The sequence below is a fragment of the Variovorax atrisoli 110B genome, assembly GCF_000382045.1.
Lineage (GTDB): Bacteria > Pseudomonadota > Gammaproteobacteria > Burkholderiales > Burkholderiaceae_C > Variovorax > Variovorax atrisoli.
In genome coordinates this window covers 591186-608816 of sequence record NZ_KB907450.1, presented here as the reverse complement: position 1 = coordinate 608816, position 17631 = coordinate 591186, and the positions used below count along the sequence as shown (strand labels likewise).

Below are 17631 nucleotides of genomic sequence, written 5' to 3'. Positions count from 1 at the left end.
GGACAGCCGAATGGATACGGTGCTGCATCTGGACACGACAAGCGGGCGGCTGTCGGCGGCCGGGATCATCGTCGACATCGACACCCTTGCGGACGACCTGCCCGCCCACTTCACGAAAAGAGCCGAAACCGCCCATGTCGAGGGACAGGTCGTGGATTGCGTATTCGCCCGGGCAGCGGCAACCTCGGGCGACATGACGGTGCAGCTCCAGCTGCGTTTCGAGAAAGAGCTGCTCGTGAGCTGCTTCCTGGCGCTCACGACCCCCGCCCTTCGCAAGCTGGAAGACGCCGACTTCTACGGCAGCGTCGACCAGCGCCATCGCTTCCACGAGCGCTGGCTGGCCACCATGGGCGTTGCCCGCAGCCCGGCCGGATTCCACTGGGGCAGCATCGGCGTCGCCCGCGACCGCAGCGACTACGTGTACATCTACCTCCACAACCTGAACAACCGCTGGGCCCATCGGCACCAGCCCTCGCCGCAGTGAGCGGGACAATCCCGCTGACCGATCGACCACAGAACACGCAAAGGCCGCCACGATGCTCGACCTCCTCATCACCAACGCCACCCTCCCCGACGGCCGCACCGGCATGTCGGTCGCCGTGCAGGACGGGTGCATCGCCGAAGTCACGCCCGGGCTCGATGCGCCGGCGCACGACAAGCTCGACGCCCAGGGCCTGCTTCTCTCGCCCCACTTCGTCGACCCGCATTTCCACATGGACGCCACGCTGAGCTACGGCCTGCCGCGCGTCAACCAGAGCGGCACGCTGCTCGAAGGCATCGCGCTGTGGGGCGAGCTGAAGCCCCTGCTGACGGCCGACGCGCTCATCGAACGCGCGCTGGCCTATTGCGACTGGGCGGTGGCCAAGGGGCTGCTGGCGGTGCGCTCGCATGTGGACACGAGCGACCCGAGCCTGCTGGCGGTCGATGCGCTGCTGGAGGTCCGGCGCAAGGTGGCGCCGTATCTCGATCTTCAGTTGGTCGCCTTTCCGCAGGACGGCGTGCTGCGCTCGCCCGGCGGCGTCGAGAACCTCGAGCGCGCCCTCGACAAGGGCGTGGACGTGGTCGGCGGCATCCCGCACTTCGAGCGCACCATGGCGGATGGCGCCGCCAGCGTGAAGCTGCTGTGCGAGATCGCGGCCGACCGGGGCAAGCTGGTCGACATGCACTGCGACGAGTCGGACGACCCGCTCTCGCGCCACATCGAGACGCTGGCCTTCGAGACGCAGCGCCTGGCGCTGCAGGGCCGCGTGACGGGCTCGCACTGCACCTCGATGCACTCGATGGACAACTACTACGTGAGCAAGCTGCTGCCGCTGATCGCCGAAAGCGGCGTGTCGGTGGTCTCCAACCCGCTCATCAACATCACGCTGCAGGGCCGCCACGACACCTACCCCAAGCGCCGCGGCATGACGCGCGTGCCGGAGCTCATGGCCGCCGGCGTGAACGTCGCCTTCGGCCACGACTGCGTGATGGACCCCTGGTACGGCATGGGCTCGGGCGACATGCTCGAAGTGGCGCACATGGGCCTGCACGTGGCGCAGATGACCAGCCAGGAAGGCATCCGCCAGTGCTTCGAGGCGGTGACGACGAATGCCGCGCGCGTGATGCACCTGGAGAACTACGGCCTCGAGGCCGGCTGCGACGCCAGCTTCGTGCTGCTGCAGGCGCGCGACCCGGTCGAGGCGATCCGCCTGCGCGCCGCACGGCTCAAGGTGTTCCGCAAGGGCCGCCTGCTGGCCGAAACGCCGGCTGCCACGGCCAGCCTGCACCTTCCCGGCCGTGGCGAATCGACGAGCTGGATGGTGCCGAAGCCCCAGGACTGAATCAGAAAGCTACGTGCCGCCCGGCGCGATCTGCATCGGCAGACGCAGCCGTGCATGCAGGCCGGCACCGGGCGGCGTCTCGAGTTCGAGCCGCCCGCCGTGCGCCTGCGCGATGCGCTGCACGATCGCCAGCCCCAGCCCCGCGCCGGCCACGCCGCCGCGCTCCGCACGACCGCGGCGAAAAGCCTGCCTGAGCGCGTCGGCCTCGCCGGGTTCGATGCCATCGCCGCCGTCGATGACCTCGACGACGATCTCGTCGCCATCCACGCGGGTCGACAGAATGACCGGAGGTCTGCCATGCCGCCAGGCGTTCTCGATCAGGTTGCCGATGGCGCGCCGCATGGCCTGTGGGCGCAAGGCGACAGTGGGCACGTCGCCCAGTTGCAGGACCAGGGGGCGGCCATGGTCGGCACCGGCGGCAGCCAGCGAGCACGCCATGTCGTCCAGCGACGTCGCCGCCGGCTTCTCGTCCCCCTCGCCTCTCGCGAAATCGAGGAACTGGCCCACGATGGCGTCCATTTCCTCCACGCTGCGGGTCATGCTGCTCACGAGTTCGGGCTCCATACGCTCGCGCAGTATTTCAACTCCCAGGCGTAGCTTGGTGAGCGGTGTGCGAAGGTCGTGGGAGATGCCGGCCAGCATCAAGGCGCGCTCACGCTCGGTCTGGCGAAGGCTGCTGACCAGTTGATTGAAGCTGCGACTCACGGTTGCCACTTCGGTGGGGCCGTCTTCGGGCAACGGCACGGGCTCATGACCGCCAGCCAGGGTCTGCGCGGCCTGCACCACGCGCACCAGCGGCCTGTTGAGCCGGCGCTGGAACCACAGCGCTCCCGCCAGGGCGAGCAGCGCGCTGCCTATCGACACCGCCACCAGCGCCCCCGTGAACTCGCGCGCCGGCAGCACACCGGGCATCACGATCCAGTGCTCGCTGCCGTCGACCATCAGCCGCAGCGCGAGGCCGCCGTCCTCCTCGCGGCGCCAGACGGCATCGACACCGAGGCTGGCGATGCGCGCCGACACCGAGCGCACGAAGCTGCGCTCCAGCGGCGTGAGCATCGGACGCAGTCCTTCGCCTGCCCGCCTTGTGCGATCGGCCCGGCCAGCGAGCGCCTGGCGATTGAAGCCATCGACGAAGGCCGGCCGCTGCGCGGGCGGCAGCGCCAGCAGGCCGGAGCGGATCGCGTCGACGTTGCGCGCCACGCTTTCAGCGATCTGGTCCAGGCGGGGCTTGAGCACCATCTCGCGAAGCAGCAGCGCGCCGCCAAGCTGGCCCAGCACGATCAGCACGACGATCAGCAGCGCGTTACGCCCGAACAGGCTGCGGGGAAAGAGCCTCATGGCACGAACAGGTAGCCCACGCCCCAGACGGTGCGGATGTGGCGCGGCTGGGCGGAGTCAGCCTCGATCAGCTTGCGCAGCCGCATCACCTGCACGTCGATGCTGCGGTCGGTCGCTTCATGGTCGCGGCCATGGGCCAGTTCGATCAGGCGCTCGCGGCCCAGGGGCCGGTTGGCGTTGAGCGCCAGCGCCTGCAGCAGGGCGAATTCGCCGGTGGTCAGCGCAATGTTCTCCTTCGATCCGTCCGATTCGCGTTCGAGGCGCCGCTCGCCGACGTGCAGCGTGAACACGCCGAAGCGCACGCTTTCCTGCGGGGACGCGGGTCCGCCATGCGCACCCAGCATGCGCTGGCGGCGCACCAGCGCCTGAATGCGCGCCAGCAGTTCGCGCGGGTTGAAAGGCTTGGGCAGATAGTCGTCGGCGCCCATCTCGAGGCCGACGATACGGTCGACCGGGTCGCCGCGCGCGGTGAGCATCAGGATGGGAATGGTCTCGCCCTGGGCACGCAGCCGGCGGCACACGGCCAGCCCGTCCTCGCCCGGCATCATGACGTCCAGCACCAGTACATCGAAGCGCTCGCGCGCCAGCAGCTTGTCGAGCGGCAGGGCGCTCTCGACGGTGCGCACGGCATAGCCCTGGTCGCCAAGGTAGCGCTGCAGCAACGCGCGCAGGTCGGCTTCGTCGTCGGCAATCAGGATGCGGGCCAGCGCTTCGGTCATGCGGCGGATCGTAACGGCGGTCGCCCTGCCCGGTCGCGCGGGAAATCATGACAAACGATGACAAGGTCCGCAGGAGCGCTCACGGATTGTCATGAGCGGACCTGGCCGCGCCATGGATGGCTCACATCTCGCGGCCACAGTCACCGCAACGGCCCCGCGCGGTGCGGAGCCGGCACCGCAAGGAGTCCCGAACATGAAGCGCGTTCTTTCCCTGTCCACCTTCGCCGTGCTGGCCGGCGCCATGCTGGCATCCGGCTCGCCCGCCGATGCGGATGCGGCCAGCCGGCATGTAGTGCTGCCCAACTCGGCGGGCGGCGCCACCGCCACCAACATGCGAGCGGTACGCGGGCCCTACGGAGGCTACGCCGCACGCGCAGGCTCGACTTCCGTCAACCCCGACGGCTCGGCCAGCCACCGCAGCGGCTTTGCAGCAGCCGGCGCACGCGGCAGCGTGGAAAGCAGTGGCAGCGCGAGCCGCGACGCATCGGGCAACGTGACCCAGAACCGCAGCACCACGGCCACCAGCGCCGTCACCGGCAACAGCGTGCAGAGCAGCACCAGCTACAGCAGCGGCAGCGGCCTGACGCACAGCGCCACCTGCTACAGCGCGGCCGGCGCGGTCATCCCCTGCCGTTGATGCCGGAGAGAAAAGCCATGAAGACATGCCACGTCCTCCTTCTGGCACTCGCGACGGCATCGTTCGCCGCCTGCGCCCAGACACCCGATGCAGGCCGCGCCGCGCAGATGCGCACCGAGCTGCACAAGCGTTTCGGCGCCGCAGACATCGACGCCGACGGGCGCCTCACCCGTGACGAAGCCCGCGGCAGGATGCCTTGGGTCTACCGCAATTTCGACGCCATCGACAGAGCCCGGGCGGGCAGCGTGACGATGGAGCAGATAGAGGCCTACGCCATGACCCAGCAACCCCGCGCACGGCAAAAATAGCACCATGTCCTTCGATGTGATCCGTGATTCGATGGGTCCCGCCATCGGCATCTGGCTGACCGGCCTGCTCGTCTTCGTGCTCGCGGCGGCCACGCTGGAAGGCCTGGTCCAGAGCTTCGTGCGGCGCCAGTCCTACGACTGGCGCGCCTATGGCGCCTCGCTCGCCGACGCGGTGGGCCGGCGAGCGGTCGACGCGCTGGGCCTGTCGATTGCCGCGCCGGTGCTGGCCTGGGCGCATGCGCACCGGGTCGACACCATTTCGCTGTCGACGCCGGCGGCCTTCGCACTGCTCTTCGTGGGGCAGGAGTTCTGCTACTACTGGTATCACCGCGCGGCGCACCGGGTGCGCTGGTTCTGGGCCACGCACGCGGTGCACCACTCGCCCAACGAACTCACGCTGGCCGCCGCACTGCGCCTGGGCTGGACAGGCAAGCTCACCGGCACCGCGCTGTTCTTCGCGCCGCTCGTGTGGCTGGGCTTTCCGCCGCTGGCGGTGGTGGCAACCCTCGCCGCCAACCTGCTCTACCAGTTCTGGCTGCACGCACCGTGGATGCCTCGCCTGGGGCCGCTCGAATGGGTGCTGAACACGCCAGCGCACCACAAGGTGCACCATGCGTCGAACCCGGAATACCTCGACCGCAACTACGGCGGCGTGCTGATCGTGTTCGACAGGATGTTCGGCACCTTCGCACAGGAAAGAGGCGACGTGCGGCTGCGCTATGGGCTGACCACGCCGCTGCTCACGCACAACCCGCTGCGCATCGCATTCCACGAATGGGCGAACCTGGGCCGCGACCTCTGGCGAGCCAAGGGGTGGCGCGCGAAAATCTCTGCCCTTTTCGGTCCACCGGGAGCCCTGTCATGACTCGTTTGTTGCGGATCTGCGCAGCCTGGCTGTGCATGACGGCTTTCTTGCCCGCGACGGCGCAGCCGTCCGGTTCGCCTGTCGCACAGCCGGACGTGCGCCTGCTGGCCAACCAGCCCTACGGCCCCGATCCGCGCCAGCGCATGGATGTCTACCTGCCGCCGAAGATGCAGCAAGGTGCCCCGATGCTCGTGATGGTCCACGGCGGCGCCTGGATGTTCGGCGACAAGGCGGCCGCATCGGTGGTCGACCGGAAGGTCGAGCACTGGGTGCGCGAGCAGGGTTTCATCCTGGTCTCGGTGAGCTACCGCTTCGTGCCGCAGGTCGACGTGATGCAGCAGGCGCAGGACGTCGCACGTGCCGTCGCCACCGCGCAGGCGAACGCTCCTTCGTGGGGCGGTGATGCCGGCCGCATCGTGCTCATGGGCCACTCGGCCGGCGCGCATCTCGCGGCGCTGGTCAGCGCATCGCCTTCCATTGCCCGCCAGCAAGGCGCCCGCCCCTGGCTCGGCACCGTGGCACTCGACAGTGCGGCGCTCGATACGGCCGAACTGATGCAGCGCCGGCACATGCCCTTCTACGACCGCGTATTCGGCGGCGACCCGGCCTTCTGGCGCAGCGTGTCGCCCACCGACGCACTGGCTTCCGGCGCGCCGCCGATGCTGCTGGTGTGCTCGACCCAGCGCCGCGACGGCTCCTGCGCTCAGGCGAGGCAGTTCGCGGCGCGCATCGCGGCGACAGGCGGCCGTGCCGAGGTGGCGCCGGAAGATCTCTCGCACGCGCAGATCAACGCCGAGCTGGGGCTGCCGGGCGCCTACACCACCACAGTGGATGCCTTCGTCCGCTCGCTGCTCAAGGCATCGGGTCGAAGCTAGGCGAATTCCTGCGCCAGCGCCGTCAGCGCCTCGCCGACCGGGCGCTCGACCTTCAGCGAAAGCAGCGGATCTGCCCGGGTGCGCCCCAGGTTGACCGCCGCCACCGGCTTGCCCGCCGCGGCGGCGGCCTGCACGAAGCGGAAGCCCGAATAGACCATCAGCGACGAACCGGCCACGAGCACCGCATCGGCCTCCTCCAGCGCGGCGAAGGCGGCGGTGACGCGCTCCTTCGGCACGCTTTCGCCGAAGAACACCACGTCGGGCTTGAGCAGGCCGCTGCAGTGCGGACAGGCCGGCACGTCGAAGTCGGAGAAATCACGGCCGTCGAGGTCGGCGTCGCCGTCGGGCGCGGCGCGGGCTTCCAGCTCGGCCCAGCGCGGATTGCGCCGCCGCAGTTCGAGCTGCAGTTCTGCGCGCGGCGTGCGCCGCTCGCAGCCCATGCAGCGCACGGTGTCGATGCGCCCGTGCAGGTCGATGGCACCGCGGCTGCCGGCAGCCTCGTGCAGGCCGTCGACGTTCTGCGTGAGCAACAGGCCGACGCGGCCCGCCTCGCCCAGCCGCGCCAGCGCGTGGTGCGCGGCACCCGGGCGGGCACCCGCCATCGTCGGCCAGCCGATCAGGCTGCGCGCCCAGTAGCGCTTGCGCGTGGATTCCTCGCCCATGAAGGCCTGGTAGGTGACGGGCGACGGGCGTTTCCATTCGCCATCGACGTCGCGGTAGTCGGGAATGCCCGATTCGGTGCTGCAGCCCGCGCCGGTGAGCACGAAGAGCTTGCGGTGGCGCGTGGCGAAGTCGGCGAGCCCGGCGTAGGCAGCAGGGTTGGCGGCGAGGTTGGCGGACATGCGGCGAGCATAAGTCGGCGGCCCGATTCCTGCTAAAGCCCTGGCTCTTGCCCGTCGCCGGAGAACGCCATGAACCACCACTCAAGCCCCCATCGCCCTACGCGGCGCGCTGCGATGCAGATCCTTGCCGCAGGCCTCGCCGGAGCAGCCCTGCCCGCCTTCGCCCAATGGCCCGACCGGGCCATCAAGATCATCGTGACCTTCCCGCCCGGCGGCTCCAGCGACGTGCTCGCCCGCGTGATGGCGGAACAGCTCGCGAAGAAGCTGGGGCAGCCCGTGGTGGTCGACAACAAGCCCGGCGCGGGCGGCACCATCGGCGGCGCGCTGGTGGCGTCCTCACCGGCCGACGGCTACACGCTGATGCTGTCGAACACCACGCCGATCGCGCTCGGCCCATTCACGCTCGACAAGCTGCCCTACGACCCCGTCACGGGCTTCACCCATGTCGCCTACCTCGGGGCGGCGCCGCTGGTGATCATGGCGAGCAAGGGCTCCGGCCTCAAGACCTTCGCCGACTTCGAGGCGCTGGCGCGCAAGGAAGGCCACATCGACTTCGGCTCGGGCGGGCCCGGGTCCATCGGGCACGTCCACGGCGAGCTGCTGAAGAAGATCACCGGGATCAACATGGTGCACGTGCCCTATCGCGGCGGTGCGCCGATGAGCACCGACCTCATCGCCAACACCATCCCGGTAGGCATCGACGTCATCACCTCGTACGTTCCCTTCTTCAAGAGCGGCCAGCTGGTGCCGCTGGCCGTGACGGGCACGCAGCGTTCGCCGCTGATGCCGGAGGTGCCGACGATGGTCGAGCTGCGTCAGCCGAAGCTGGTGCTGGAGAACTTCTTCGGCCTCTCGGGGCCGGCCAAGCTGCCGCCGGACATGGTGGCGCGCCTCAATGCCGCATGCAACGAGGTGCTGGCCATGCCCGATATCCAGAAGAAGCTGACCGAGCTGGGCATCGTCGCGAAACCGGAGTCGGTGGCCGTGTTCAACGGCTTCGTGAAAGAGCAGGTCGAAGTGCTCGGGCCGACGGTCAAGGGCGCCGGCATCAAGCTGTAGCCTCGCGGCCGCCCGGGCGGCCCACAGAACCCTTCAGAAGCGGACGCAGACGGCCTGCCTCTCCTGCAGCACCGCCTCCTGTGCGAATCGCTGGCGGTAGCTGCCCACGATGGTTGCGATGGCCGCGTCGTCCTTCTCGCTGCGGGCGTGCAGCAGCACCACCAGCTTGGAGCGCTCGCGCACGACCTCGCCGGACATGCCGCGCCACTGGCCCGCCGCGTCGATCACCGTGAGCCCCTGGGGAAAGGCCGGTGTCACCGCGCTGTCCAGGAAGGCGGTCCATTCGGCATCGGAGACCTGGCCACCCGAGGGAATGGCACGGCCGAAGTACAGCGTGTCGCGCTCGAAGGCCTCGAAGCCGCTTGCGCAGGCGTTCGCGCCAACAGGCGCGGGCGGCAGGCTCCCGCACCCGGCGAGCGCGATCGCCGCCGCGGCGGCCGCCAGCGCGGCACGGCCGGGAGAAAGGATGGTTGCCGTCGTCGTTGTCATGCAAACACCTCGGTGCGTCGACCTCACTCAGCCCGGCAGCAGGACTAGCGGCGCCGGCTGACCCTCGCCCGGCGGCCGGCCGCGGTCGAGCAGCCTCCAGCCGGGATTCCAGCGCGAAAGGCGGTTCTCGGCAACGGCCTCCTCCAGCATCGACTGGGCAGCGTCCGGGTGCTGCCAGTCGAGCGCCAGCGTGCGCAGGTCCCAGTCCCACCAGGGGCAGGCAAGGATGCACTCCACCAGCGCATCCGGAAAACGCCGGCGGATGACCCGCGCGGGCACGCCGCCCACCACGGAGAACGGCTCCACATCGTGCGTCACCACGGCGCCGGCGCCGATCACCGCGCCGTCGCCGATGGTGATGCCGCTCTTGAGGCTCACGCGCGAGCCGATCCACACGTCGTTGCCGATGGTCACCGGCGAGTGCGAAGCGAACTGCCCGACGGACTGGTGCCGGTAGGGCTCCGGAAAATTCGGCGCGTAGGCCAGCATGTGCGTGGTGAACCAGCCGGCCGGATGGTCGGACAGGGTCTGCACGCCGTCGCCGATCGAGCAATAGCGCCCCATGCGAACGTCGACGAGCAGCACGCCGGGCGAGATGCTCGAATAGGCGCCGATGGAGCAGCTGGCATGCAGCTGCGCCGAATGCCAGATGCGCACCGGCGTCTCGAAGCGCAACGGCGTCGGCAGCAGGCAGCCTTCGGAGAGGAAGAGCCCGTAGCTTTCGAGCCCCTTCGACAGTTCCGCGTTGATCGTCAGGCTCATGGGCTGGGCGCTCCGCTGTGTCGTTGCGTCAATCAGGCCTCGGGCGCGATGGCCTCGGCGTATTCGTAGAGCGCGCCGAGGATCTCCTCCCCGCGCTCGTCGGCGTTCTCGGAGAGCGCGTCGACCTCGCTGAACAGCATCTCGATGGTGCGTGCGCCGCCCTCGCCCTTGAAGAGCCTGGCGACGCGCAGGGCTTCCCAGCGCTCGGTCTCGTCCTCGTTCAGCAGTTCGGGCCAGTTGCGGGCGCGGTAGCGGAAGAGGAGCTCTTCGAGCCGGCCGTCGTCGAAGCCGGTGCGGTCCTTGGCCAGTTCCTCGGGCGAGAGGCCGCGCAACTGGTTCAGGCGCCGCCGGTCGGCATTGCCGACGAAGCCGCCGTACAGGTCCTCGTCGACGTCGGGCGTGGCCTCCTTGGGGCGGGCATATACCTGGGACCAGATCGCGCTCATGTCGGGCAGGTCGCGCGCGATGGCCGCGTGGCGCATCGCCGCCTCCAGGTCGACGCCCCAGCGCTCGGCCATGGGCGCCGCGAGCGTGCGCAGGTTGCCGACGACCATCGGCGACTTGTTGAGGTGCACGCCCTTGACCGGCAGGCGCACCACACCCTCGGGCAGGTCCGCGGTGCGGGTGAAGAGGCGCAGCCGCAGCGTCTCGACGTCGATGTCGCGCAGTTCGCTCGGGTCGTGGGCCAGGTCCCAGGCCAGCAGCTCGTTCTTGTTGGTGGGATGGCTCGCCAGCGGCCACATCACGGCGAGGCAGCCGCGCTCGACCGGGAACATGCCCGAGACATGCAGGAAGGGCTTCGCGGTCTCGCGCGTCGCGGGCAGGCCGAGTTCGGTGGCGACGCGGTCCTTCCTGTGCAGGCCGAAGGCGAAGTCGAACAGCTTGGGCTGCTTGCTGCGGATGAGGCGGGCCAGCGCGATGGTGGCGCGCACGTCGGACAAGGCATCGTGTGCCGACTCGTGCAGCAGGCCGTTGGCACGCGCCAGGTCTTCGAGCTTGAAGCTGGGCTTGCCGTCTTCCTTCTCCGGCCACTCGATGCCGTCGGGGCGCAGCGCATAGGTGAGGCGCACCACGTCGAGCAGGTCCCAGCGGCCGCATTCGTTCTGCCATTCGCGGGCGTACGGATCGATCAGGTTGCGCCAGAAGAGGAAGCGCGTGACCTCGTCGTCGAAGCGGATGGTGTTGTAGCCCACGCCGATGGTGCCGGGCTGCGAGAAGGCGCGCTCGATCTGCGCGGCGAACTCATGCTCGGGAACGCCACGCTCCAGGCACAGCTGCGGCGTGATGCCGGTGATCAGGCAGGCTTCGGGGCTGGGCAGGTAGTCCGGCGCGGGCTTGCAGTAGATCATCAGCGGCTCGCCGACCTCGTTGAGCTCCGCGTCGGTGCGCACGGCCGCGAACTGCGACGGACGGTCGCGGCGCGGCACCGCGCCGAAGGTTTCGTAGTCGTGCCAGAGAAAAGTGTGGTTCATTCAGAGCAGGGGTGAAAACAGGCGCGCGATGGCGTCGCCGAGGCGGCGCCAGAAACCCTGGCGCCGGTTGGCGCGCACCGCGCCGGAACTGTGCAGGTCGGTCTCGAACTGCGCCGCCAGCGGACGCGTCAGCTCGGGACCATAGACCACCGCGCTGACCTCGAAGTTGAGGCGAAAGCTGCGGTTGTCGAAGTTGGCGGTGCCGATCATCGCGCAATGATCGTCCACCACCAGGGTCTTGGAATGCAGCATGCGCGCCTTGTACTCCCATACCTTCACGCCGGCAGCGATCAGCTCGTCGAAGTACGACCGCGCGGCGGCGCTCACGACGGCCGAGTCGCTGCGGCGCGGCACCAGCAGGCGCACGTCGACGCCGCGCAGCGCAGCGCTCGTGAGCGCCATCAGTGCCGGCTCGCCGGGCACGAAGTACGGCGTGGTGAGCCAGGCGCGGTGCGTGGCCGAATGGATGGCCTCGACGTGCATGCGATGTATGGCTTCCATCGGGCTGTCGGGGCCGCTCGTGACGATCTGCACCGGAATGTGGCCGGCCTCCAGCTGCGGCAGCATATCGTTGAGCGCGTCGTCCATGCCGCGCGGGTCTTCGCCGGTGGCGTAGGTCCAGTCTTCAAGGAAGGTGGTCTGCAGCCAGCGCACGGCACTGCCTTCGATGCGCAGGTGCACGTCGTGGTAGGCGTCGGGGTTGGTGCGCTTGTCTTCCTCGTCGGTGATGTTCACGCCGCCGGTGAAGCCGACACGGCCGTCGCACACCACGATCTTGCGGTGGGTGCGGTAGTTGGTCACCGGGCGCAGTCGCCGGCCGATCTTGGTGTCATGGAAGAGCGCCACCTTGATGCCGGCCTCCAGCATCGGCGCCATGAACTTGCGGCCGATGCGCTTGGAACCCAGCGCATCGATCAGCAGGCGCACCGTGACGCCCTCTCTCGCACGCTCGATGAGCAGGTCGCGCAGCGCGGTGCCGATGCGGTCTGGCTCGAAGATGTAGTACTCGAGGTGGATGTGGTCCTGCGCGGCGAGAACGGCATCGAAGATCGCATCGAAGGTGCGTGCGCCGCCCGAGAGCAGCTCGACGTCGAGCGCGCTCGACACCGGCAGCCCGCAGGTCGCGGTGCCGAGCTTGGCCATCTGCTGCAGCGCGGGCGGCGCGTTCTGAGCCGCGTCGCGCAGCCTTGCCAGGTCGGCCTGCGAGGAGGCGCTGGCGCGGCTGCGCAGGCGCTTCAGGCGCTGCTTCTTCAGCCGCTGCGGCCCGAGGAAGTAATAGACGACGAACCCCGCGAATGGCAGCAGCGCCAGCGAGAGGATCCAGCTCATCGTCGACACCGGAGCGCGCTTCTGCATCACGATCCAGATCGACAGCACGGCGATGTAGCCGCTCCACGCGAGGGAGAGGCCGGTTTTCCATTCGTTGCTGAGTTCGGGGAGGATCAAGGCGGGAAGGCGGCTGGGACGGCGATTCGATATGGACGGGCCCAAAGAAAAAGGCCGGTAGCGATGCTACCGGCCTTTGGCTTCATTTCAGGAACCGCAAGCGATCAGCCTGCCGCTGCTTCCTCGGCTTCAGGCTTCGACTTGCCTTCCTTCTTCGGAAGCGGCTGGATGTCCAGCAGCACTTCGTCCTTGTCGTCGAGATCGACTTCGAGGCGACCACCGTCGGTGAGGCGCCCGAACAGCAGCTCGTCGGCCAGTGCACGACGGATCGTGTCCTGGATCAGACGCTGCATCGGCCGTGCGCCCATCAGCGGATCGAAGCCCTTCTTCGCCAGGTGCTTGCGCAGCTTGTCGCTGAAGGTGACTTCCACCTTCTTCTCGCTGAGCTGGGTTTCCAGCTGCAGCAGGAACTTGTCGACCACGCGCAGGATGACCTGTTCGTCGAGCGCCTTGAAGTTGACGATGGCGTCTAGCCGGTTGCGGAACTCGGGCGAGAACAAGCGCTTGATGTCGCCCATCTCGTCGCCGGCCTGCCTCGGGTTGGTGAAGCCGATGGTCGCCTTGTTCATGGTCTCGGCACCCGCGTTCGTTGTCATGATGATGATGACGTTGCGGAAGTCGGCCTTGCGCCCGTTGTTGTCGGTCAGCGTGCCATGGTCCATGACCTGCAGCAGCACGTTGAAGATGTCCGGATGCGCCTTCTCGATCTCGTCGAGCAGCAGCACCGCGTGCGGCTTCTTCGTGATGGCTTCGGTCAGCAGACCGCCCTGGTCGAACCCGACATAGCCCGGAGGCGCGCCGATCAGGCGGCTCACCGCGTGCCGTTCCATGTATTCCGACATGTCGAAGCGGATCAGCTCGATGCCCATGATGTAGGCGAGCTGCTTCGCGGCTTCGGTCTTGCCGACACCGGTGGGACCGGAGAACAGGAACGAGCCGATCGGCTTGTCGCCCTTGCCCAGGCCCGAGCGAGCCATCTTGACCGCCGAGGCGAGCACTTCGAGCGCCTTGTCCTGGCCGAACACCACGCTCTTGAGGTCGCGCTCGATGGTCTGCAGCTTGCTGCGGTCGTCATTGCTGACGTTGGCAGGGGGAATGCGCGCGATCTTCGCGACGATTTCCTCGACTTCGCTCTTGCTGATGGTCTTCTTGCGCTTGCTCGGCGGCAGGATGCGCTGGGCAGCGCCGGCCTCGTCGATGACGTCGATCGCCTTGTCGGGCAGGTGACGGTCATTGATGTACTTGGCGCTGAGCTCGGCCGCAGCCTGCAGGGCCGCCACGGCGTACTTCACGCCATGGTGCTCCTCGAAGCGCGACTTCAGCCCCTTCAGGATGTCGACGGTCTCCTGCACCGACGGCTCGACCACGTCGACCTTCTGGAAACGACGCGACAGGGCCGCGTCCTTTTCGAAGATGCCGCGGTACTCCGTGAAGGTGGTCGCGCCGATGCACTTGAGCTGGCCGCTGGAAAGCGCCGGCTTGAGCAGGTTCGACGCATCGAGCGTGCCGCCCGAGGCTGCGCCCGCACCGATCAGGGTGTGGATCTCGTCGATGAAGAGGATGGCATTCGGCTTGTCCTTGAGCGACTTGAGCACGCCCTTGAGGCGCTGCTCGAAATCACCGCGATACTTGGTGCCGGCCAGCAGCGCGCCCATGTCGAGCGAGAACACGTTCGACTCGGCCAGGATCTCCGGCACGTCGCCTTGCGTGATGCGCCATGCGAGGCCCTCGGCGATCGCGGTCTTGCCCACGCCGGCCTCGCCGACCAGCAGCGGGTTGTTCTTGCGCCGACGGCACAGGATCTGGATGACGCGCTCGACCTCGTACTCGCGGCCGATCAGCGGATCGATCTTGCCGTCCTTGGCCATCTGGTTGAGGTTCTGGGTGAACTGCTCGAGCGGCGAAGCCTTCTCGTTGCGCTCGCCGCCGCCCTCCTCGCCTTCACCCGAGGGAGCTTCGCCGCTGCCCTTGACGGCTTCCGGCGGATCGCTCTTCTTGATGCCGTGGGCGATGAAGTTCACCACGTCGAGGCGGGTGACGCCCTGCTGGTGCAGGTAGTACACGGCGTGCGAATCCTTCTCACCGAAGATCGCGACCAGCACGTTGGCGCCAGTGACTTCCTTCTTGCCGTTGCCGGTGGATTGCACATGCATGATGGCGCGCTGGATCACGCGCTGGAAACCCAGGGTGGGCTGGGTGTCGACATCGTCGGTACCCGCCACCTGGGGCGTGTTGTCCTTGATGAAGTTGGTGAGCGACGCCCGCAGGTCGTCGACGTTGGCCGAGCAGGCGCGCAGAACTTCCGCGGCGCTCGGGTTGTCCAGCAAAGCGAGCAGCAGATGCTCCACGGTGATGAACTCGTGGCGCTGCTGCCGGGCCTCGACGAAGGCCATGTGCAAGCTGACTTCCAGTTCCTGGGCAATCATGTGATTTCCTTTTGCCTTGCTGTAAATAAGTTCTCAGATGGGTTGGAGCTTGCGCAATTCAACTGGTTCATGCAACAGGTTCGCTGATGCATTGGAGCGGATGCCCCGCCTGCTGGGCGGCCTCCATGACCTGATTGACCTTGGTGGCCGCCATGTCGCGGGAATAAACCCCACAGACGCCCCGGCCATCGAGGTGGATCTTGAGCATGATCTGGGTAGCGGTTTCGCGATCCTTGCTGAAATATTCCTGCAGCACGACGATCACGAACTCCATCGGCGTGTAGTCGTCGTTGAGCATCACCACCTGGTACATCTGCGGCGGCGCGGTTCTTTGCGGCCGGCGCTCGATGACCACCGAATCTCCATCGTCCCCGGCCGGTTTCTGCGCCGGCGGAGTGCCTGGAGTCTTTGGAATTCTCGTTGCCATGAAAATCATTCTATAGAGCGTGCAAGCGCCGTGCCGAGCAAAAAAACGTGGTGGCGCTTATCCGACAATTCAAGGGGTTTGCGGCGCTTGCGACAGTATTCCCCCAAGGCGGCGCCGCGAAGAGTTTTAGGCAAAAAACCCGGCGAAAACCCCGATTGAAGACGCAATAAAAAGCCCTTGAATTCCTTCCGGAAGTTCAAGGGCCCGCCGTGTGCGGCCACGACGCCCGCGGCGCCGGGACGCGCAGCAATTACATGTTGTCGATCATCACCTGGCCGAAGCCCGAGCAGCTCACCTGTGTCGCCCCCTCCATCAGGCGGGCGAAGTCATAGGTGACCTTCTTGCTGGCGATGGACTTCTCCATCGAGCTGATGATCAGGTCGGCGGCTTCCTTCCAGCCCATGTGGCGCAGCATCATTTCGGCCGAGAGGATCTCAGAACCGGGGTTCACGTAGTCCTTGCCGGCGTACTTGGGGGCCGTGCCATGGGTGGCCTCGAACATCGCGACGGTGTCGCTCATGTTCGCACCCGGGGCGATGCCGATGCCGCCGACCTGGGCCGCCAGGGCGTCGGACACGTAGTCGCCATTGAGGTTGAGCGTGGCGATCACGCTGTATTCGGCGGGACGCAGCAGGATCTGTTGCAGGAAGGCATCGGCGATGCTGTCCTTGACGGTGATTTCCTTGCCCGTCTTCGGGTTCTTGAACTTCATCCACGGGCCGCCGTCGATCAGTTCCGCACCGAACTCCTTCGCGGCCAGGCCGTAGCCCCAGTCGCGGAAGCTGCCTTCGGTGAACTTCATGATGTTGCCCTTGTGCACCAGGGTGACGCTGGGCTTGTCGTTGTCGATGGCGTATTGCAGCGCCTTGCGCACGAGGCGCTCCGTGCCTTCGCGCGACACCGGCTTGACACCAAGGCCCGAGGTCTCGGGGAAGCGGATCTTCTTGACCCCCATCTCTTCCTGCAGGAACTTGATGAGCTTCTTCGCCTTCTCGCTTTCGGCCTCGAACTCGATGCCGGCATAGATGTCCTCCGAGTTCTCGCGGAAGATCACCATGTTGGTCTTGTGCGGCTCGCGCACCGGGCTGGGAACGCCTTCGAAATACTGGATGGGGCGCAGGCATACGTAGAGGTCGAGCTCCTGGCGCAGCGCCACGTTCAGCGACCGGATGCCGCCGCCGACCGGCGTGGTCAGCGGGCCCTTGATGGAAACCACGTAGTCGCGCACGGCTTGCAGCGTTTCCTCGGGGAGCCAGACATCGGGGCCATAGACCTTGGTCGACTTCTCGCCGGCGTAGACCTCCATCCAGTGGATCTTCTTCTTGCCGCCGTAGGCCTTCGCCACCGCGGCATCCACCACCTTCAGCATCACCGGAGTGATATCGAGTCCGGTGCCGTCACCCTCGATGAAAGGAATGATCGGTTGGTCAGGCACATTGAGAGAGTTGTCGGCGTTGACCGTGATCTTCTGGCCTTCGGTCGGGACTTTGATGTGCTGATAACTGGTCATGAAGGGAGGCGGCTCCGGGATTGACGTACTTTTGACAACTGTCAGCGAATTCAGACACGGCGCGCATTCCGCTGTACAGCCGGCGAACAAATCGCTGTACATTTTAGACGCAACCCATCAGCAAGCGTTTGTCAACCGACGGCCCGACGGCGTCGTTAGTGGCTGACCTTCTGCTCGCCGGGAGGCGTTTCCAACCAATTCTCGATAGAGGAATCATCAATGAGCAAAATTCTCGCAGTCATGATCGCCGGCCTGTTCGCCGCTGGCGCTTACGCCCAGAACCCGGCCGGCACGACGCCCGAGCAAGGCAACGCCACCAACAGCAAGTCGCAGCAACGCGCCGAAGCCAAGAAGGCTGCCAAGCCCGCTGGCCAGGTCAAGGCTCCGGCCGGCGACGAAGCCAAGACCCCCGAAGGCGGCGCCATCGGTGCCGACAAGGCTGCAGCCTCCGGCGAGAAGCGCGCTGAAACCCGCGACCAGCGTCGTCGCAACAAGGACGGCAGCATCAAGCGCAAGTCGACCCAAGGCGGCACCCCGAAGTAATTCGGCCTGCCCCGCAAAAGAAGCGCTCTCCGGAGCGCTTTTTTTTCGCCTGAAGTGTCCACGTTGGTGTCAACCGCGCGCAGTGGCCTC

Annotated in this window: 18 protein-coding genes; 8 read left to right on the top strand and 10 right to left on the bottom strand. The window is 67.2% G+C overall.

Going from position 1 to position 17631, the window contains the following annotated elements; genetic code table 11:
* Nucleotides 1-10: 10 nt before the first annotated feature.
* Nucleotides 11-484, top strand: coding sequence for a hypothetical protein (locus tag G369_RS0102970; RefSeq protein ID WP_019652485.1), 474 nt, complete (start codon nucleotides 11-13; stop codon nucleotides 482-484).
* A gap of 52 nt (nucleotides 485-536) precedes the next feature.
* The gene (locus G369_RS0102965) at nucleotides 537-1823 is read left to right on the top strand and encodes an amidohydrolase family protein (RefSeq protein WP_019652484.1); all 1287 of its coding nucleotides are present in this window, start codon (nucleotides 537-539) and stop codon (nucleotides 1821-1823) included.
* Between the two features lie 9 nt (nucleotides 1824-1832).
* Here the strand turns inward: G369_RS0102965 and G369_RS0102960 are convergent, their stop codons facing one another.
* Together G369_RS0102960 and ompR are read right to left on the bottom strand one after the other, a co-directional pair.
* Nucleotides 1833-3161 carry an ATP-binding protein gene (locus G369_RS0102960; RefSeq protein WP_026346162.1) on the bottom strand — a complete coding sequence of 443 codons (1329 nt, stop codon included), beginning with the start codon at nucleotides 3159-3161 and terminating at the stop codon, nucleotides 1833-1835.
* Nucleotides 3158-3880 (bottom strand): osmolarity response regulator transcription factor OmpR, encoded by a 723-nt coding sequence (gene ompR, locus G369_RS0102955; protein ID WP_026346161.1) that lies wholly within the window; start codon nucleotides 3878-3880, stop codon nucleotides 3158-3160. The genes G369_RS0102960 and ompR overlap by 4 nt, the downstream gene beginning before the upstream one ends.
* A gap of 193 nt (nucleotides 3881-4073) precedes the next feature.
* Between ompR and G369_RS0102950 the strand changes: the two genes are divergently transcribed.
* From G369_RS0102950 to G369_RS0102935, 4 genes are read left to right on the top strand one after another with little or no spacing between them, the layout of a single operon-like run.
* The gene (locus G369_RS0102950) at nucleotides 4074-4517 is read left to right on the top strand and encodes a hypothetical protein (protein WP_019652482.1); all 444 of its coding nucleotides are present in this window, start codon (nucleotides 4074-4076) and stop codon (nucleotides 4515-4517) included.
* 17 nt (nucleotides 4518-4534) lie between these two features.
* Nucleotides 4535-4825 carry an EF-hand domain-containing protein gene (locus G369_RS35360; protein ID WP_020722934.1) on the top strand — a complete coding sequence of 97 codons (291 nt, stop codon included), beginning with the start codon at nucleotides 4535-4537 and terminating at the stop codon, nucleotides 4823-4825.
* Nucleotides 4826-4829: 4 nt separating this feature from the next.
* Complete coding sequence (locus tag G369_RS0102940) at nucleotides 4830-5690, top strand: sterol desaturase family protein (RefSeq protein WP_020722933.1); 861 nt, start codon at nucleotides 4830-4832, stop codon at nucleotides 5688-5690.
* A gap of 35 nt (nucleotides 5691-5725) precedes the next feature.
* A complete protein-coding gene (locus tag G369_RS0102935) occupies nucleotides 5726-6565 on the top strand; it encodes an alpha/beta hydrolase (protein WP_019652479.1) in 840 nt (279 codons plus the stop codon).
* Here the strand turns inward: G369_RS0102935 and G369_RS0102930 are convergent.
* Entirely contained in the window at nucleotides 6562-7407 is an 846-nt protein-coding gene (locus tag G369_RS0102930) for an NAD-dependent protein deacetylase (RefSeq protein WP_019652478.1), read from the bottom strand. The genes G369_RS0102935 and G369_RS0102930 overlap by 4 nt on opposite strands.
* Nucleotides 7408-7476: 69 nt before the next feature.
* On the opposite strand from G369_RS0102930, the gene G369_RS0102925 reads away from it, so the two are divergent.
* Nucleotides 7477-8466 (top strand): Bug family tripartite tricarboxylate transporter substrate binding protein, encoded by a 990-nt coding sequence (locus G369_RS0102925; protein WP_026346159.1) that lies wholly within the window; start codon nucleotides 7477-7479, stop codon nucleotides 8464-8466.
* 33 nt (nucleotides 8467-8499) lie between these two features.
* On the opposite strand, the gene G369_RS0102920 is transcribed toward G369_RS0102925, so the two are convergent.
* The 7 genes from G369_RS0102920 to icd form a co-directional block, all read right to left on the bottom strand.
* Nucleotides 8500-8955 (bottom strand): DUF3574 domain-containing protein, encoded by a 456-nt coding sequence (locus G369_RS0102920; RefSeq protein ID WP_019652476.1) that lies wholly within the window; start codon nucleotides 8953-8955, stop codon nucleotides 8500-8502.
* Nucleotides 8956-8982: 27 nt separating this feature from the next.
* Nucleotides 8983-9717: a CatB-related O-acetyltransferase gene (locus G369_RS35355; RefSeq protein ID WP_019652475.1), complete on the bottom strand. Its 735-nt coding sequence runs from the start codon at nucleotides 9715-9717 to the stop codon at nucleotides 8983-8985.
* Nucleotides 9718-9749: 32 nt separating this feature from the next.
* The gene (sbcB, locus tag G369_RS0102910) at nucleotides 9750-11189 is read right to left on the bottom strand and encodes an exodeoxyribonuclease I (protein WP_019652474.1); all 1440 of its coding nucleotides are present in this window, start codon (nucleotides 11187-11189) and stop codon (nucleotides 9750-9752) included.
* The gene (gene cls / locus G369_RS0102905; protein ID WP_019652473.1) at nucleotides 11190-12635 is read right to left on the bottom strand and encodes a cardiolipin synthase; all 1446 of its coding nucleotides are present in this window, start codon (nucleotides 12633-12635) and stop codon (nucleotides 11190-11192) included.
* A gap of 104 nt (nucleotides 12636-12739) precedes the next feature.
* Nucleotides 12740-15061, bottom strand: coding sequence for an ATP-dependent Clp protease ATP-binding subunit ClpA (gene clpA / locus G369_RS0102900; protein ID WP_019652472.1), 2322 nt, complete (start codon nucleotides 15059-15061; stop codon nucleotides 12740-12742).
* A 67-nt stretch (nucleotides 15062-15128) separates the two neighbouring features.
* Complete coding sequence (gene clpS, locus G369_RS0102895; RefSeq protein ID WP_038113980.1) at nucleotides 15129-15488, bottom strand: ATP-dependent Clp protease adapter ClpS; 360 nt, start codon at nucleotides 15486-15488, stop codon at nucleotides 15129-15131.
* A gap of 250 nt (nucleotides 15489-15738) precedes the next feature.
* On the bottom strand, nucleotides 15739-16998 hold the full coding sequence (icd, locus tag G369_RS0102890) for an NADP-dependent isocitrate dehydrogenase (protein WP_019652470.1): 1260 nt from the start codon (nucleotides 16996-16998) through the stop codon (nucleotides 15739-15741).
* 219 nt (nucleotides 16999-17217) lie between these two features.
* Here icd and G369_RS0102885 point away from each other — a divergent pair, with 219 nt between their 5' ends.
* A complete protein-coding gene (locus G369_RS0102885; RefSeq protein WP_019652469.1) occupies nucleotides 17218-17541 on the top strand; it encodes a hypothetical protein in 324 nt (107 codons plus the stop codon).
* Nucleotides 17542-17631: the final 90 nt, after the last annotated feature.

Coding starts and splice junctions, on each gene's coding strand:
- G369_RS0102970 (WP_019652485.1), top strand. CDS start 11: ATGGATACGGTGCTGCATCTGGACACGACAAGCGGGCGGCTGTCGGCG.
- G369_RS0102965 (WP_019652484.1), top strand. CDS start 537: ATGCTCGACCTCCTCATCACCAACGCCACCCTCCCCGACGGCCGCACC.
- G369_RS0102960 (WP_026346162.1), bottom strand. CDS start 3,161: ATGAGGCTCTTTCCCCGCAGCCTGTTCGGGCGTAACGCGCTGCTGATC.
- ompR (WP_026346161.1), bottom strand. CDS start 3,880: ATGACCGAAGCGCTGGCCCGCATCCTGATTGCCGACGACGAAGCCGAC.
- G369_RS0102950 (WP_019652482.1), top strand. CDS start 4,074: ATGAAGCGCGTTCTTTCCCTGTCCACCTTCGCCGTGCTGGCCGGCGCC.
- G369_RS35360 (WP_020722934.1), top strand. CDS start 4,535: ATGAAGACATGCCACGTCCTCCTTCTGGCACTCGCGACGGCATCGTTC.
- G369_RS0102940 (WP_020722933.1), top strand. CDS start 4,830: ATGTCCTTCGATGTGATCCGTGATTCGATGGGTCCCGCCATCGGCATC.
- G369_RS0102935 (WP_019652479.1), top strand. CDS start 5,726: ATGACGGCTTTCTTGCCCGCGACGGCGCAGCCGTCCGGTTCGCCTGTC.
- G369_RS0102930 (WP_019652478.1), bottom strand. CDS start 7,407: ATGTCCGCCAACCTCGCCGCCAACCCTGCTGCCTACGCCGGGCTCGCC.
- G369_RS0102925 (WP_026346159.1), top strand. CDS start 7,477: ATGAACCACCACTCAAGCCCCCATCGCCCTACGCGGCGCGCTGCGATG.
- G369_RS0102920 (WP_019652476.1), bottom strand. CDS start 8,955: ATGACAACGACGACGGCAACCATCCTTTCTCCCGGCCGTGCCGCGCTG.
- G369_RS35355 (WP_019652475.1), bottom strand. CDS start 9,717: ATGAGCCTGACGATCAACGCGGAACTGTCGAAGGGGCTCGAAAGCTAC.
- sbcB (WP_019652474.1), bottom strand. CDS start 11,189: ATGAACCACACTTTTCTCTGGCACGACTACGAAACCTTCGGCGCGGTG.
- clpA (WP_019652472.1), bottom strand. CDS start 15,061: ATGATTGCCCAGGAACTGGAAGTCAGCTTGCACATGGCCTTCGTCGAG.
- clpS (WP_038113980.1), bottom strand. CDS start 15,488: ATGGCAACGAGAATTCCAAAGACTCCAGGCACTCCGCCGGCGCAGAAA.
- icd (WP_019652470.1), bottom strand. CDS start 16,998: ATGACCAGTTATCAGCACATCAAAGTCCCGACCGAAGGCCAGAAGATC.
- G369_RS0102885 (WP_019652469.1), top strand. CDS start 17,218: ATGAGCAAAATTCTCGCAGTCATGATCGCCGGCCTGTTCGCCGCTGGC.